General features: G+C 71.9%; 15 protein-coding genes. 7 read left to right on the forward strand and 8 right to left on the reverse strand.

The window, feature by feature from the left end:
- Nucleotides 1–71: 71 nt before the first annotated feature.
- From HPC71_RS15065 to HPC71_RS15075, 3 genes are all read left to right on the forward strand, one after another.
- The gene (locus tag HPC71_RS15065) at nucleotides 72–3,836 is read left to right on the forward strand and encodes a multifunctional oxoglutarate decarboxylase/oxoglutarate dehydrogenase thiamine pyrophosphate-binding subunit/dihydrolipoyllysine-residue succinyltransferase subunit (RefSeq protein ID WP_171896872.1); all 3,765 of its coding nucleotides are present in this window, start codon (nucleotides 72–74) and stop codon (nucleotides 3,834–3,836) included.
- 87 nt (nucleotides 3,837–3,923) lie between these two features.
- The gene (locus HPC71_RS15070; RefSeq protein WP_171896873.1) at nucleotides 3,924–4,100 is read left to right on the forward strand and encodes a DUF6104 family protein; all 177 of its coding nucleotides are present in this window, start codon (nucleotides 3,924–3,926) and stop codon (nucleotides 4,098–4,100) included.
- 15 nt (nucleotides 4,101–4,115) lie between these two features.
- Nucleotides 4,116–4,772 carry an acetoacetate decarboxylase family protein gene (locus HPC71_RS15075; protein ID WP_216656428.1) on the forward strand — a complete coding sequence of 219 codons (657 nt, stop codon included), beginning with the start codon at nucleotides 4,116–4,118 and terminating at the stop codon, nucleotides 4,770–4,772.
- On the opposite strand, the gene HPC71_RS15080 is transcribed toward HPC71_RS15075, so the two are convergent.
- From HPC71_RS15080 to HPC71_RS15090, 3 genes are read right to left on the reverse strand one after another with little or no spacing between them, the layout of a single operon-like run.
- Complete coding sequence (locus HPC71_RS15080) at nucleotides 4,773–5,000, reverse strand: hypothetical protein (protein ID WP_154614944.1); 228 nt, start codon at nucleotides 4,998–5,000, stop codon at nucleotides 4,773–4,775.
- 25 nt (nucleotides 5,001–5,025) lie between these two features.
- On the reverse strand, nucleotides 5,026–6,225 hold the full coding sequence (locus tag HPC71_RS15085) for a fatty acid desaturase family protein (protein ID WP_253943731.1): 1,200 nt from the start codon (nucleotides 6,223–6,225) through the stop codon (nucleotides 5,026–5,028).
- Nucleotides 6,222–7,301, reverse strand: a complete 1,080-nt coding sequence (locus tag HPC71_RS15090; RefSeq protein ID WP_154614943.1) for a ferredoxin reductase — start codon at nucleotides 7,299–7,301, stop codon at nucleotides 6,222–6,224. The genes HPC71_RS15085 and HPC71_RS15090 overlap by 4 nt, the downstream gene beginning before the upstream one ends.
- A gap of 144 nt (nucleotides 7,302–7,445) precedes the next feature.
- Between HPC71_RS15090 and HPC71_RS15095 the strand changes: the two genes are divergently transcribed.
- A complete protein-coding gene (locus tag HPC71_RS15095; protein WP_154613166.1) occupies nucleotides 7,446–8,075 on the forward strand; it encodes a TetR family transcriptional regulator in 630 nt (209 codons plus the stop codon).
- A gap of 39 nt (nucleotides 8,076–8,114) precedes the next feature.
- Here HPC71_RS15095 and HPC71_RS15100 read toward each other — a convergent pair whose 3' ends face one another.
- The 4 genes from HPC71_RS15100 to HPC71_RS15115 all read right to left on the reverse strand — a co-directional run bounded on the left by HPC71_RS15100 (nucleotide 8,115) and on the right by HPC71_RS15115 (nucleotide 11,473).
- Nucleotides 8,115–8,801, reverse strand: a complete 687-nt coding sequence (locus tag HPC71_RS15100; protein WP_216656429.1) for an SDR family oxidoreductase — start codon at nucleotides 8,799–8,801, stop codon at nucleotides 8,115–8,117.
- Nucleotides 8,798–9,766, reverse strand: a complete 969-nt coding sequence (locus HPC71_RS15105) for a zinc-binding dehydrogenase (RefSeq protein WP_171896874.1) — start codon at nucleotides 9,764–9,766, stop codon at nucleotides 8,798–8,800. Before HPC71_RS15105 ends, HPC71_RS15100 begins: the two co-directional genes overlap by 4 nt.
- 37 nt (nucleotides 9,767–9,803) lie before the next feature.
- Complete coding sequence (locus HPC71_RS15110; RefSeq protein ID WP_154613168.1) at nucleotides 9,804–11,027, reverse strand: NAD(P)-dependent malic enzyme; 1,224 nt, start codon at nucleotides 11,025–11,027, stop codon at nucleotides 9,804–9,806.
- Between the two features lie 89 nt (nucleotides 11,028–11,116).
- On the reverse strand, nucleotides 11,117–11,473 hold the full coding sequence (locus HPC71_RS15115) for a S24 family peptidase (RefSeq protein WP_253943732.1): 357 nt from the start codon (nucleotides 11,471–11,473) through the stop codon (nucleotides 11,117–11,119).
- An 86-nt stretch (nucleotides 11,474–11,559) separates the two neighbouring features.
- Here HPC71_RS15115 and sodN point away from each other — a divergent pair, with 86 nt between their 5' ends.
- Nucleotides 11,560–11,961 (forward strand): superoxide dismutase, Ni, encoded by a 402-nt coding sequence (gene sodN, locus HPC71_RS15120; protein ID WP_154613169.1) that lies wholly within the window; start codon nucleotides 11,560–11,562, stop codon nucleotides 11,959–11,961.
- 192 nt (nucleotides 11,962–12,153) lie between these two features.
- Here the strand turns inward: sodN and HPC71_RS15125 are convergent, their stop codons facing one another.
- A complete protein-coding gene (locus tag HPC71_RS15125) occupies nucleotides 12,154–12,813 on the reverse strand; it encodes a TetR/AcrR family transcriptional regulator (protein ID WP_171896875.1) in 660 nt (219 codons plus the stop codon).
- 94 nt (nucleotides 12,814–12,907) lie between these two features.
- Here HPC71_RS15125 and HPC71_RS15130 point away from each other — a divergent pair, with 94 nt between their 5' ends.
- Both HPC71_RS15130 and HPC71_RS15135 read left to right on the forward strand, forming a co-directional pair.
- Complete coding sequence (locus HPC71_RS15130; RefSeq protein WP_171896876.1) at nucleotides 12,908–14,479, forward strand: MFS transporter; 1,572 nt, start codon at nucleotides 12,908–12,910, stop codon at nucleotides 14,477–14,479.
- Between the two features lie 101 nt (nucleotides 14,480–14,580).
- On the forward strand, nucleotides 14,581–15,018 hold the full coding sequence (locus HPC71_RS15135; RefSeq protein ID WP_154613171.1) for an ATP-binding protein: 438 nt from the start codon (nucleotides 14,581–14,583) through the stop codon (nucleotides 15,016–15,018).
- Nucleotide 15,019 lies beyond the last annotated feature (1 nt).

A 15,019-nucleotide genomic window follows, 5' to 3' on the forward strand; every position in this document is an offset into this window, starting at 1 on the left:
CCCCGGGGGACTAGCCTTGGCCACCGACACACCCACCCCGCGCGCTCACTTGGGAAGAGGCGAAGCAAGTCGTGCCGCAGTCCTCTGGCAACCAGTCCTCCGAACGTTCCTCCGGCTCGGAGCCACCCGCAGACTTCGGAGCCAATGAGTGGCTCGTCGAGGAGATGCACGAGCAGTACAAGTTGGACCCCGGCAGCGTCGACCCGATGTGGGTGAAGTACTTCGCCGGGTCGGGCAACGGCTCGAGCAACGGCTCGAGCAAGGCCGCCGAGAAGCCCGCGGCGAAGGCCCCCGCCAAGCCTGCTGAGAAGCCTGCTGCGAAGGCTGCTGAGAAGCCCGCCGAGAAGAAGGCCGCCGACAAGCCGGCCGCCCCGGCGAAGGCCCAGCCCAAGGCCACCCCGCGACCGGAGACCAAGGCGGCCGAGCCCGCCAAGGGCACCTCCTCCCCCACGCCCAAGGAGTCGCGCCCCGCCGACCGCACCGAGGCCGCCGACGAGCCGTCGTACACCGTGCTGCGCGGCATCGCCGCGGCCACGGCGAAGAACATGGACATCTCGCTGTCGGTCCCGACCGCGACGTCGGTGCGCAACATCCCGGTCAAGCTGCTGTGGGACAACCGGATCGTCATCAACGGCCACCTCGAGCGCGCGCGTGGCGGCAAGGTCTCCTTCACCCACCTCATCGGCTACGCCATCATCAAGGCGATCAAGGCGCTGCCGGCGATGAACAACACCTACGACGAGGTCGACGGCAAGCCGACCATGGTGACCCCGCCGCACATCAACCTCGGCCTGGCCATCGACCAGGTCAAGGCCGACGGCAGCCGCCAGCTGGTCGCCCCCTCGATCAAGGGCTGCGAGTCCATGGACTTCGCGCAGTTCTGGACCGCCTATGAGGACATCGTCCGCAAGGCCAAGAACAACAAGCTGACGATGGAGGACTACTCCGGCACGACCGTCAGCCTCACCAACGTCGGCGGGCTCGGGACCAACAACTCCGTCCCGCGCCTGATGAAGGGCCAGGCGGCCATCATCGGCGTCGGCTCCATGGACTACCCGCCGGAGTTCCAGGGCGCCTCGCAGGAGACGATCGCGCGCAACGCGATCTCCCGGATCCTGACGATGACCTCGACCTACGACCACCGCGTCATCCAGGGCGCGCAGTCGGGTGAGTTCCTCGGCCAGGTCGCCAAGTACCTCCTGGGCCAGGACGGGTTCTACGACGAGATCTTCCGCTCGCTGCGGATCCCCTACGAGCCGATCCGCTGGAACGCCGACGTCTCGGCCTCCCACGACGACGAGATCGACAAGCAGGCCCGGATCCTCGAGCTGATCCACGCCTACCGCGTGCGCGGCCACCTGATGGCCGACACCGACCCGCTGGAGTACCGCCAGCGCAGCCACCCCGACCTGCGCATCGAGTCCCACGGCCTGACCCTGTGGGACCTCGACCGCGAGTTCCCCACCGGCTCCTTCGGTGGCGAGGGCCGGCGCTTCATGAAGCTGCGCCACATCCTCGGCACGCTGCGTGACTCCTACTGCCGCACCACCGGCATCGAGTACATGCACATCATGGATCCCGAGCAGCGCCAGTGGATCCAGGAGCGCGTCGAGCAGCCGCACAAGAAGCCGCCGCGCGAGGAGCAGCTGCGGATCCTGCTGAAGCTCAACCAGGCCGAGGCCTTCGAGACCTTCCTGCAGACCAAGTTCGTCGGCCAGAAGCGCTTCTCCCTCGAGGGCGGCGAGACGACGATCCCGGTCATCGACGAGATCTGCGAGGCCGCCGCCCAGGCCGACCTCGACGAGGTCGCGATCGGCATGGCCCACCGCGGTCGCCTCAACGTGCTCGCCAACATCGTGGGCAAGAAGTACTCCCAGATCTTCCGGGAGTTCGAGGGCAACATCGACCCGCGGACCGTCCAGGGCTCCGGCGACGTGAAGTACCACCTCGGCGCCGAGGGCGAGTTCGAGGCCGACTCCGGTGACCGGATCAAGGTCTCGGTCGCGGCGAACCCCTCCCACCTCGAGGCGGTCGACCCGGTGCTCGAGGGCATCGCCCGAGCCAAGCAGGACGTGCTCGACCGGGGCGCCGACTACCCCGTGCTGCCGCTGCTCGTCCACGGCGACGCGGCGTTCGCGGGCCAGGGCGTCGTCGCCGAGACGCTGAACCTCTCCCAGCTGCGCGGCTACCGCACCGGCGGCACGATCCACCTGATCGTCAACAACCAGGTCGGGTTCACCACCTCGCCGGGCTCCTCGCGGTCCTCCCTCTACGCCACCGACGTGGCGCGGATGGTCCAGGCGCCGATCTTCCACGTCAACGGCGACGACCCGGAGGCGTGCATCCGCGTCGCCCGGCTCGCCTTCGAGTACCGCCAGGCGTTCAACAAGGACGTCGTCATCGACCTCGTCTGCTACCGCCGCCGCGGTCACAACGAGGGCGACGACCCGTCGTACACCCAGCCGCTGATGTACGACCTCATCGAGCAGAAGCGCTCGGTCCGCAAGCTCTACACCGAGTCCCTCATCGGCCGTGGCGACATCACGGTGGAGGAGGCCGAGCAGGTCCTGCGCGACTACCAGCAGCAGCTCGAGCGGGTCTTCACCGAGGTGCGCGAGGCCAGCACCCAGCCCTCGGAGTGGACGACCGTCCCGGACTACCCGGACAAGCCGGCCGGCGAGGCGCGCACCGCGATCTCCCCGGAGGTCCTCAAGCGGATCTCGGACGCCTACACCACGCCGCCGGACGGCTTCACCGTCCACCCGAAGGTGATGCCGCAGCTGCAGCGCCGGGCGCAGGCGATCACCGACGGCCCGATCGACTGGGGCACCGGCGAGATCCTCGCCTTCGGTGCGCTCCTCATGGACGGGCGGCCGGTCCGCCTGGCCGGCCAGGACTCGCGCCGCGGCACCTTCGTGCAGCGGTTCGCGACGATCATCGACCGGACCAACGCCGATGAGTGGACCCCGCTGAGCTCACTCACCGAGGACCAGGCGAAGTTCCACGTCTACGACTCGCTGCTCTCGGAGTACGCCGCGCTCGGCTTCGAGTACGGCTACTCGGTGGCCCGCCCCGAGGCGCTGGTGCTGTGGGAGGCGCAGTTCGGTGACTTCGTCAACGGCGCCCAGACGGTCATCGACGAGTTCATCACCTCCGGCGAGAGCAAGTGGAACCAGCAGTCCGGCGTGGTCCTGCTGCTGCCGCACGGCTACGAGGGCCAGGGCGCGGACCACTCCTCCGCGCGGATCGAGCGGTTCCTGACCATGGCCGCCGACGAGGCGTTCGTCGTCGCGCAGCCCAGCAGCCCGGCGTCGTACTTCCACCTGCTGCGCCAGCACGCGCTCGGCGAGCGGCACCGCCCGCTGATCGTCTTCACGCCGAAGTCGATGCTCAAGCGCAAGGAGGCCGCCTCGCAGCCCTCGGAGTTCACCGAGGGGACGTTCCGTCCCTTCGTCGGCGACGCCGCCGCGGACCCCGAGAAGGTCGACACGCTGCTGCTGTGCTCGGGTCGCGTGACCTGGGACCTCATGGTCGAGCGGGGCAAGCAGGAGCAGGGCGAGCGCTTCGCGATCGGCCGGGTCGAGCAGCTCTACCCGCGCCCGATCGACGACATCAAGGCCGAGATCGCCCGCTACCCCCACCTCAAGGAGGTGCGCTGGGTGCAGGACGAGCCGCGCAACATGGGTCCGTGGCCGCACTACCAGCTCAACGTGTGGCCCGAGGTCGACGCGAAGGTGGTCCCGGTGACCCGCCCGGCGTCCTCCTCGCCCGCCGTCGGCACGGTCAAGCGGCACCAGGCCGAGCAGAAGGAGCTGCTGGCGCAGGCCTTCGCCTGACCGGTCGCGACACACGCACGCGAGGTGGCCCCGTCCGTCAGGACGCGGGCCATCTCGCGTCTGGGGACCAGCACACGAGGAGACGAGATGTACTTCACCGATCGAGGCATCGAGGAGCTCGAGCGCCGCCGCGGCGAGGAGGAGGTCACCCTGGCCTGGCTCGCCGAGCAGCTGCAGGTGTTCACCGACACCCACCCGGAGTTCGAGACGGCCGTGGAGCGTCTCGCCACGTGGCTGGCGAGACTGGACGACCCCGAGGACTGACGCGATGATCGGGGGGTGACCGAGCCCTCCGCCGCTTCCTCGACCACCCCCTCGCCCGGAGCGCCGGCCTACCCGGCCGCGCCCTGGCCGATGACCGGGCAGCTGTTCGTCTCCCTCTTCCGCGTCCCGACCGCGGTCGACGAGATGCGCCCGGCCGGCGTGTACGGCGCCGCGTTCGTCTCCTACGAGGAGCCGAGCCCGCTGACCTACTCCGAGCTGCTGGTGGCCCGGCCGATCAAGGTGCCCGGGTCGCGCGGGCGCCGGGTCAGCATCACCGACATCTGGGTGGACTCCCCCGCCTCCGTCGCCGGCGGCCGTGAGCTGTGGGCGATCCCCAAGGACCTGTGCGACTTCACGTTGGAGTCCGAGCGCCGCGGCCCGTTCGCCCGCACGGAGTGGTCGGCCTCGCTGGACCGCCGCCCGATCGCCAGCGCCCGGTTCACCGACGCCGCCGGCCTCGCGCCCCGCGTGCCGTTCAAGGGCCAGACCTGGCAGCCCGGCATCGCCGACACCGACCACGAGGATCGCCGCGCGACCCTGCAGGGGACGACGAAGGCGATGCCGTGCTGGGGCGCCTGGGAGTTCGACCCCGACGGCCCGCTCGGCTGGCTCGCCGGCCGCCGCGCGATCGCGTCGTTCCGGATGAACGCCTTCCAGATGTCCTTCGGCTGATCAACCCTCCGGGAGCTCCTCGGCGGGGTCGTCCGCCTCCTGCGAGGCACGCCGGGCGGCGTCGCGGAGCTCGAAGACCTCGGTGGCCAGCCCGCCGAGCGCGCCGGCGACGTCGCGCACGGCACGGGTGAGGATCGTGGTCACCTCGCCGATGGTGGTCGCGGTCGCCTCGACCGCACCCTGCACGGCGTCCTTGCGGATCTCGGCCTTGCTCAGGTGGTCCTTCATGGCTGCCAGTGTGGCGGGGCCGCCCTCAGGCGGCCACCACCGTCTCGTCCGCCTGCGCGGTCGCGACGTCCGCGCTGCGCCGGTCGGGCAGGGCGAACCGGCAGATCTTCCGCGCGACGCTGAACAGCTGCTTGCCCAGCGGTCCGTTGTTGTACGGCAGCTCGTAGCGCTCGCAGATCTCCTGGACCTGCTCGGCGATCTCCGGGTAGCGCCGGGCCGGCAGGTCGGGGAAGAGGTGGTGCTCGATCTGGTGGCTGAGGTTGCCGGTCATCACGTGGAAGAGCTTCCCGCCGGTGATGTTGGCCGAGCCGAGCAGCTGGCGGAAGTACCACTGGCCGCGGCTCTCGTCCTCGCACTCCTCCTGGGAGAAGGTCGCCACGCCGGCCGGGAAGTGGCCGCAGAAGATGATGTTGAACGCCCACACGTTGCGGACCAGGTTGGCGGTCGCGTTGCCCGCGAAGGTCAGCGGGAAGAGCGGGCCGGTCAGCGCGGGGAACAGCACGTAGTCCTTGAGCGCCTGGCGCCGCACCTTGCGCATGATCCCGGCGTGCAGGGCCTTGTTGTCCTCGATCTTGCGCTTGCCCGCGACGAGGTTCTCCACCTCGAGGTCGTGCATCGCCACGCCCCACTCGAAGAAGACCATCAGCAGGAACGCGTAGACCGGGTTGCCGAGGTAGTAGGGGTGCCACGGCTGGTCCTCGTCCATCCGCAGGACGCCGTAGCCGATGTCGCGGTCCTTGCCGAGGATGTTGGTGTAGGTGTGGTGGATGTAGTTGTGGCTGTACTTCCACTGCTCGCTGGGGCACACGTTGTCCCACTCATACATCCGCGAGCTCAGGCCGGGATCGCCCATCCAGTCGTACTGGCCGTGCATGACGTTGTGCCCGATCTCCATGTTGTCGAGGATCTTGGAGACGCTGAGCGAGGCGACGGCGAGCGGCCACGCCGGCGGCAGGTAGAACAGGGCCCGGCCGGCGGCCTCGAAGGCGCGCTGGGCCTTCACGACGTTGCGGATGTACGTCGCGTCGTCCTCGCCGAGCTCGGCGAGCACCCGCTGGCGGATGGCGTCCATCTCCGCACCGAAGGTCTCGAGCTGCTCGGCGGTGAGCCGACCCGTGATCGGGCCGGCGGGCGCGTCGGTGGCGGTGTCGGTGGCGGTGTCGGTGGTCGGGGCGTGCTGGGTGGTGGTCATGGTGGTCCTTCCGCTGGTTCGGGCGGTGGTCACAGGTCGACGGTGCAGTCGCCGACCGGGGCGGAGACGCAGATCCGGACGTCCTCGTCCGGGAGCGAGGACTCCTCGCCGGTCAGCACGTTGCGGACGGTCCCCTCGCTCTTGCGGGAGACGCAGGAGAAGCAGATGCCCATCCGGCAACCGGACTCGGGCGTCAGCCCGAGCGCCTCGGCCTGGTCGAGCAGGGTGTCGCCGGTGTTGGCGCCGGAGGCCCCGGAGCGGCTGAAGACGACGTCGCCCTCGGCCGCGTCGGAGCCCGCGACCCGCGGCGGCTTGAAGTACTCCAGGCGCAGCGCCGGGGAGTCGCCGTACGCGCCCTGGACGGCCTCGATGAGCGGCGCGGGCCCGCACGCCCAGGTGGGGACGTCGCGGTAGCCCGGCACGTGCCGCTCGAGGTAGGCCGGGGAGAGGGCCGGGTCACCGAGCTCGGGGTGCAGCAGCCGCACGTCGATGCCGTGCCCGGACCGGCGGATCTCGTCGAGCTCGGCGGCGAAGATCTGGTGCTCGGGGCTCTGCGCGTAGTGCAGGAAGGTGACCTGCCCGCGGTGGGTGCGGCGCTGGAGCGAGCGGAGCATCGACATCACCGGCGTGATGCCGGAGCCGCCGGAGATCAGCAGGATCCGCTCGGGCACCGCGTCGGGCAGGACGAACTCGCCCTGGGCCTGGGAGAGGTGGACCATCGTGCCCGGCCGGGCACGCTCGATGAGGTAGCGGGAGACGAGTCCGTCGGGGTTGGCCCGCAGCGTGATCGTGAACCGGTCCCCTGGCCGGCTGTCGGGGCTGGAGATGGTGAAGACCCGGGTCGTGCGCCGTGCGCCGTCGATCTCGACGCCGACCTGCACGTGCTGGCCGGCCCGGTGGCCGCGCCAGGTGGAGGTGGGCTGCAGGGTGATCGTCGCGACCGGCGGGTGCCCGGGGACGTCGACCTCGCGGTGGACGTCGACGACGCGGGCGCGCACCTCGTGGGCTGCCCACATCGGGTTGACCAGCTCGAGGTACCTGTCGACGCCGTGCGGGGAGGCGAGGGCGGCGACGGCCCGGCTGCGGAGGACGGAGGTGGCGATGCCCATGGGGCTGCTCCTTCGGTGGTGCACGGCGTCAGTGAACGGATGTGCACTCACCAAGTTCCCCAATTTCCCGCCCCTGGTCAACCCGACTGGGGGTGAGCGTGCACACACGTCCTCCGGCGGTGTGACGAGCGCTACGATGAGCCGATGTCCGAGACCAGGGTCGAGCGCAAGGAGCGCACGCGCCGCGCGATCATGGACGCCGCGCTGGACCTGTGCGAGGACAGCTCCCTGGTGGCGCTCTCGCTGCGCCAGGTGGCCAAGGAGGTCGGCATCGTGCCCACCGCCTTCTACCGCCACTTCGACTCGATCGAGGCGCTCGGCCTCGCGCTGGTCGATGAGTCGTTCGTGTCCCTGCGCGCGATGCTGCGCGACGTACGCCGGGGGGACGGCGCTGCCGGCGGGTACACCGACATCGTGGACTCCTCGGTGCGGATCCTCGTCGAGCACGTCCACCAGCAGCGCCAGCACTTCCGCTTCATCGCCCGCGAGCGGGCGGCCGGCCCGCCGTCGGTGCGCGAGGCGATCCGGCACGAGATCGAGCTGTGCGAGCGGGAGCTCGCCACCGACATCGCGCGCCTGCCCGGCACCGAGCACTGGTCCAGCGAGGACCTGCGTGTGCTGAGCAACCTCATCGTCACCGCGATGGTGGCGACCGCCGAGTCGATCCTGGCCGCCGCCGGGCGCCCCGACCTCGAGCGCCAGCTCGCCGAGAACGCACGGACCCAGCTGCGGATGGTGCTCGTGGGGGCTCTGCAGTGGCAGTCCCGTTCCTGACCCAGACCCTGAACCAGACCTGCCCAGACCTGACCGGGGTCAGCGCGGCCTGACGACGACCTCGGGGACGACCGCGTCCTCGGGCAGGTCGAGCACGTGCAGCACCAGGTCGACCACCGTGGCCGGCTGGATCCAGGCCGCGGCGTCGTAGGTCTTGCCCTCCTGGCGGTGCACCTCCTCCTGCATGCGCGTCGCGGTGCGGCCGGGGAAGACCGAGGTGACCCGGACGCCGGCGCCGCCCTCCTCGGCCCGCAGGGAGTCCGCGAGCCCGCGCAGGCCGTGCTTGGAGGCGGCGTACGCCGACCAGTCGGCGTGGGCGTGGAGGCCTGCGCCGGAGTTGACCAGCACCACGGTCCCCCGGGCGGCGCGCAGGGCCGGCAGCGCGAGCCGGGTGAGCACCGCGGGGGCGACCAGGTTGACCGCCAGCGTCTCCTGCCAGGCGGCGGTCGAGAGCTCCGCGACCGGCCCGAGCTCCACGACGCCCGCGGCGTGCACGACCGAGTCCAGCCGCTCCGGCAGCGCGAGGGACTCCAGCGAGGCGGGGTCGGCGAGGTCGGCGGCCAGCACGTCGGCGCCGGGGTACGCCGCCGCCAGCTCCTCGGCCCGGGCCGGGGTGCGCGCCAGGAGCACGAGGTGGTCGCCGCGCTCGTGCAGGCGGCGGGCGAGGAGCTCCCCGATCCCGGACCCGGCGCCGGTGACCAGGTGGGTGCGTGCCTGGGTGGTCACAGCGTGAACACCACCTTCCCGAACAGGTCGCCGCCGGCCATCGCCTCGAAGCCGGCACGCGCCTCGGCCATCGGCAGCACGCGGTCCACCAGCGGCCGGACGCCGGTCGCGTCGAGCATCGCGACGAGCGCGGCGAGCTCGTGGCGGGTGCCCATCGTGGAGCCGATGACGCGCAGCTGGCGGTAGAAGATCCGGGTCAGCTCCGCGTCGTCGGGCTGCGGCCCGGACGTCGTCCCGGAGATGACGATCGTGCCGCCCGGACGCAGCGAGCGCACCGAGTGCGACCAGGTGGCGCGGCCGACGGTCTCCATGACCGCGTCGACCTTGACCGGCAGCCGCTCCCCCGCGGCGTACGTCTCGTGGGCGCCGATCTCCAGCGCCCGCTGCCGCTTGGCCTCGTCGCGGCCGGTCACCAGGACCCGCAGGCCCGCCGCGCGCGCCAGCATGACCAGCGCCGTCGACATGCCGCCGCCGGCGCCCTGGACCAGCACGGTCTGGCCGGGGCGGCAGCCGCCCTGGGTGAAGAGCATCCGGTAGGCCGTCAGCCAGGCCGAGGGCAGGCAGGCGGCCTCCTCGAAGGACAGCGACGCCGGCTTGGGCACCAGGTTGCGCCGCGGCACCACGATCGTCTCCGCGAAGGTGCCCCAGTGCCGCTCGGAGAGGATCGCGCGGTCCGGGTCGAGGGTCTCGTCGTCGGCGACGCCGGGGTCGCCGATCACCGCGTGGACGACGACCTCGTTGCCGTCCTCGTCGATCCCGGCGCCGTCGCAGCCGAGCACCATCGGCAGCGCCTCGGCCTTGATCCCGACCCCGCGCAGCGTCCACAGGTCGTGGTGGTTGAGCGCGGCCGCCCGGATCCGCACCCGCGCCCAGCCCTCGGGCGCGACGGGCTCGGGCTGCTCGCCCACCACGAGGGCGGAGAGCGGGTCGTCGGGTGCGAAGCGTTCGGCGTAGACGGCGAGCACGGCGGCCAGGTGCCCCTCTCGGCGGCGGCTCAGCCGCTCAGCGGCGGGCCACGCCGTCGCGGCGCGCGGCCTCGGCCACCGCGGCGGAGACCGCCGGGCCGACCCGGTCGTCGAACGGCGAGGGGATGATGTAGTCCTCGGCGAGCCGGTCGCCCACCAGGGCGGCCAGCGCGTCGGCGGCGGCGAGCTTCATGCCCTCGGTGATCGCCGTCGCGCGGACGTCGAACGCGCCGCGGAAGATGCCCGGGAACGCCAGCACGTTGTTGATCTGGTTCGGGAAGTCCGAGCGGCCGGTGGCCACCACGCGGGCGTGGCGGTGGGCGACCTCGGGCAGCACCTCGGGGGTCGGGTTGGCCAGGCCGAAGATGATCGCGTCGTCGGCCATCCGCGCCACGTGCTCCTCGGGCACGGTGCCGCCGGAGACGCCGATGTAGACGTCGGCGCCGACCAGCACGTCGGCGAGCGTCCCGGAGCGGCCGGTCGTGTCGGCGGTGAGCTCGGCGACGACCCGCTTGATGGGGGTCAGGTCGTCGCGGTCGGAGCTCAGCACGCCCTTGCGGTCGGTCACGGCGAGGTCGGTGATGCCGGCCTCGAGCAGGATCCGGGCGACGGCCACCCCGGCGGCGCCGGCGCCGGAGATGACCACGCGGGTCTCGGCGGGCGTGCGGCCGGTCAGCCGCAGCGCGTTCTTCAAGGCGGCGAGCGCGACCACGGCGGTGCCGTGCTGGTCGTCGTGGAAGACCGGGATGTCGAGGCGCTCCTTGAGCCGGTCCTCGATCTCGAAGCAGCGCGGGGCGGAGATGTCCTCGAGGTTGATGCCGCCGAAGCTCGGCGCGAGCCGGGCGACGGTCTCGATGATCTCGTCGGTGTCGGTGGTGTCCAGGCAGATCGGGACGGCGTCGACGCCGCCGAACTGCTTGAACAGCACGGCCTTGCCCTCCATCACCGGCATCGCGGCGGCCGGCCCGATGTCGCCGAGGCCGAGCACGGCGGTGCCGTCGGTGACGACGGCGACGACGTTGGGGACCCACGTGTAGTGCTGGGTCATCGAGGGGTCCTCGGCGATCGCGGTGCACACCCGGGCCACGCCCGGGGTGTAGGCCATCGACAGCTCCTCGGCGCCCGCGAGCGACACCGTGGAGACCGTCTCGAGCTTGCCGCCTACGTGCAGGTCGAAGACCGGGTCCCCGGCGAGGGGGTGGTCGGGGGCTGCAGCCTGGGGTGTCTCGGGAGCGTCGGTGTTCTCGTGCGGTGTCGCCATGGTCGGCAACTCTCGCACAGGGGACCGGCACGGACCCGGCTGTCCGCCATGGCATGGGTCACAGCACCCCCTCCCCGCGGCGGTGGGCGTCAGAGCCGGCGCGGTCGGGGCCACACCCGGGCGACCACGACGGCCAGCACGTCCTCGTCGCGGACCGGCCCCCGGTGGCGGGAGTCGACCCCGCGGTCCGGGTCGTCGCTGAGCAGCCACCACCCCGGCCGGCCGGACGCCGTCGTACGACGCTCGACCGCCCGCTTGACCGCGACCGTCCCGTCGGCGAGCCGCGCGACCACGACCCGGCCGGGCCGCGGGAGCCGGCCGTGCACGACGAGGAGCCGGTCGCCAGGGGCGAGCGTGGGCCGCATCGAGTCCCCGGAGACGTGCGCGAGGCCGATCCTGGGCACCGGTCCCGAGCCCGGGCGACCTGCTCGTGCGTCTGCTGCCACGCGGAGTAGTGTCACAGGCGGCTGCGTCGCCACTCGGCGACCGTCCGGGCTACACCGCACCACCCACCCATCCTGAGAGGACGGCAATGTTCGCGCGACTCTTCGCTCCCACTCTTGAGGTCTCGGCCCACTGCGATCTGCCGTGCGGCGTCTACGACCCCGCCCAGGCCCGCTACGAGGCCGAGTCGATCAAGGCCATCATCGGCAAGGTCGCCGACAACGACGACCCCGACTTCCGCACCCGGGCCATCCTCATCAAGGAGGAGCGCTCGAACCTGGTCAAGCACCACCTGTGGGTGCTGTGGACCGACTACTTCAAGGCCCCGCACTTCGAGAAGTACCCGCAGCTGCACACCCTCTTCAACGAGGCCACCAAGCTCGCGGGCGGCACCGGCACCAAGGCCGTCTTCGACGCGGAGAAGGCCGACCAGCTGATCGCCAAGATCGACGAGATCGCGGAGATCTTCTGGGAGACCAAGAAGGCCTGAGCTTGCGAAGGCCAGCTTGGTCTTCATCGACGACTGAGCTTGCGAAGTCGTCGTAACAAGAAGGCCTGAGCCTTCATCGAAGGCGCGAGTCGCACGCACGCGTGCGGTCCGGGCGGTGGGCGCCGCCGGAGTCCTGCGAGGGACCCGGCGGCGCCCACCGCCTTTTCTCGTGCATCCGGGTCCGAGCCGACCTCAGCCGGGCCGAGCGGCGCGCAGGTCGTCGGGGCCGACGGCGGCGCCGGTGGTGGCGGCGTACGAGCGGTCGATGGCCACCAGGACGTGGTCGAGCTCGGCGGCGCGCGCCGCCTCAGCGGCGTCGCGCAGCGGGCCCTCGATGCAGAGGCAGGCGAAGCCGTGGACCGCCGACCAGCACGTGGTCTCGGCGCCCGGACGCGCCGAGGGAGCGAGGAAGCCGACGGCGACGAGGTCGTCGAGCACCCGGCTGAGCACCCCGTAGGGGTCCCGTCCGGGCGCGGGGGCGGGGTCGCGGACGACGGCGGAGGCGAACGCCAGTCGGAACAGGTGCGGGTCGCCGACCGCGAAGTCGACGTACCCCCGTCCGGCCTCGGCCAGCCGGCGTCGCGCGCGCAGCACCGGGTCGTCGGCCTCGACGCGCGCGAGCCGCTCCTCGAGGGTCTCGACGAGCCGCGTCATCGTCGCCGCGGAGACCACGGCGACCAGGTCGTCGCGGTGGGCGAAGTGGCGGTAGGCGGCGTTGTGGGAGACCCCGACCCTGCGGCACAGGTCGCGCAGCGACCAGCCGTCGGGGCCCTGCTCGCGCACGGCGTCGACGGCCGCGTCGACCAGGGCCTGGCCCAGGTTCCCGTGGTGGTACGGCGTCGCGGCGGGCACCCCCTCACCGTAACGCCTCAGGCAGCAGGGTGTTGACACCGTCAACACGAGGCCCCACGCTCAATGTTGACACTGCCTACAGCAGGAGCGCGCCGTGCCCCGGAAGTCCCTGGTCCTCCTCACCGTCTGCCTCGCGACGGTCACCATCAACCTGAGCACCACCATCACCAACATCGCGCTCCCGACCCTGGCCGAGGAGCTCGACGCCGGGACGCGCGAGCTGCTCTGGATCGTCGACGGCTACAACCTCGCGTTCGCCGCGCTGGTCCTGGCGATGGGCAGCCTCTCCGACCGGTTCGGCCGGCGCCCGGCGCTGGTCCTCGGCCTGGCCGGCTTCGCGCTGAGCAGCGCCGCCGCCGCCCTCGTCGACACCAGCGCCGCCCTGGTCGCGATCCGCGTGGCCATGGGCGTCTTCGCCGCCGTCATCTTCCCGACGACCCTCTCGATCATCGCCAACGCCTTCACCGAGCGGCGCGCCCGCGCGTCCGCCCTCGGGCTGTGGGGCGCCTCGGTCGGCGTCGGCGTGGCGCTCGGCCCGGTGGCCGGCGGCTTCCTGCTCGAGCACTACAGCTGGCACAGCGTCTTCCTCGCCCTGGTGCCGATCAGCGTGCTCACGATCGCGATGGCCCTGGCCTGGGTGCCGGAGTCCCGCGACCCCCACGTGCCGCGCATCGACCGCCCCGGGTTCGTCGTCTCCGTGGCCGCCCTCGGCACGCTGACGTGGACCATCATCGAGGCTCCCGAGCACGGCTGGAGCAGCGCGATCACCATCGCCGGCTTCGCGGCGGCCGCGGCGCTCGTCATCGGCTTCGTGCTCATCGAGCGCGCGGTGGCCCACCCGATGATCGACGTGACGCTGTTCCTCGACCGCCGCTTCAGCGCCGCCTGCGGCGCGGTGACGATCGCCTTCTTCGCCCTCTTCGGCTTCATCTTCCTGATCACCCAGTTCTTCCAGTTCGTGCGCGACTACACCCCGCTCGAGACCGGCGTCCGCTTCCTGCCGGTCGCCCTGTCGATCGCGGTCGCCTCGATCGTCGGCAGCTGGCTGGCGCCCCGCGTGGGCACCAAGGCGGTGGTCACCCCCGGCCTGGTCATGCTCGGCGGGGCGTTCCTGTGGGTGGCGACCATCGAGGTCGACGTGGCCTACGCGAGCGTTGTCGTGCCCCAGATGGTCCTGCTCGGAGGCGGCATCGGCCTGGTGAGCACCCCGGCGACCGAGTCGATCATGCGGGTCCTGCCGCCGGCCCGTGCCGGCGTCGGCTCGGCCGTCAACGACGCCACCCGCGAGCTCGGGGGCACCCTCGGCGTCGCGGTCGTGGGGTCGATCTTCTCCTTCCGCTACGCCGATTCGTTGCTGGCGACCGTGCAGGGACGTCTGGACGGACCCACCGCCGACGCCGCCGCGGACTCCGTCGGGTTCGCCGACGCCGTGGCCGCCCAGGTCCCCGGGCTCGCCGCCGCGGTCGACGACGCCTTCCTCGACGGGCTGGCCCTGGGCTGCACGGTCATCGGCGTGCTGTGCCTCGTCGGCGGCCTCGCCGCGCTCGTCGCCCTGCCGGGCAACCACGACGACTCCCCCGACCAGCTCGACCAGCTCGACCAGCTCGACGACCGGAGCACCGCAGGGGACGTGGTGGGCACGGCCCACGACGCTCCTCGGCGGTGAGGGCCGGGCTGTTTGCCGGGCCGGTCGCGGGGGAAGCACCCGGTGGCGGGCCCGCACCACTAAGGTCGTCCCGACGGTCCCAGCGAAGAAGGACGAACCACATGTCTGTCACGGCCAGCGGTCCCCACCAGGACCGCGCCGACGTCGAGCTGCGGGTCCCGGCCGACGGCGTCTACGTCTCGGTGCTCCGCACCACCACCGCCGGCCTGGCCGCGCGCCTGGACTTCACGATCGACGACATCGAGGACCTGCGCATCGCGGTGGGCGAGGCCTGCGCGATGGTCCTCTCCGAGGCCGACCCGGCCTCGGACCTGCTGTGCCGCTTCTGGTTGCTGCCGGGCCGGATGACGGTCTCGGTGAGCGTGGACGCCGCGGCGCCGGCGGCGCCCGACGAGGACAGCTTCGCCTGGCAGGTGCTCACCACGCTGGCCTCGGCCGCGTCGGTGCAGACCGAGGCCGGCCGGTTCGGCGTCACGATGACGATGAAGGCGCTCGACCTGGGGGACGACCTCGAGGCGACGCTGGGTGCCGGGCTCTGAC

It is taken from the genome of Nocardioides marmotae (assembly GCF_013177455.1).
GTDB classification, from domain to species: Bacteria; Actinomycetota; Actinomycetes; order Propionibacteriales; family Nocardioidaceae; genus Nocardioides; species Nocardioides marmotae.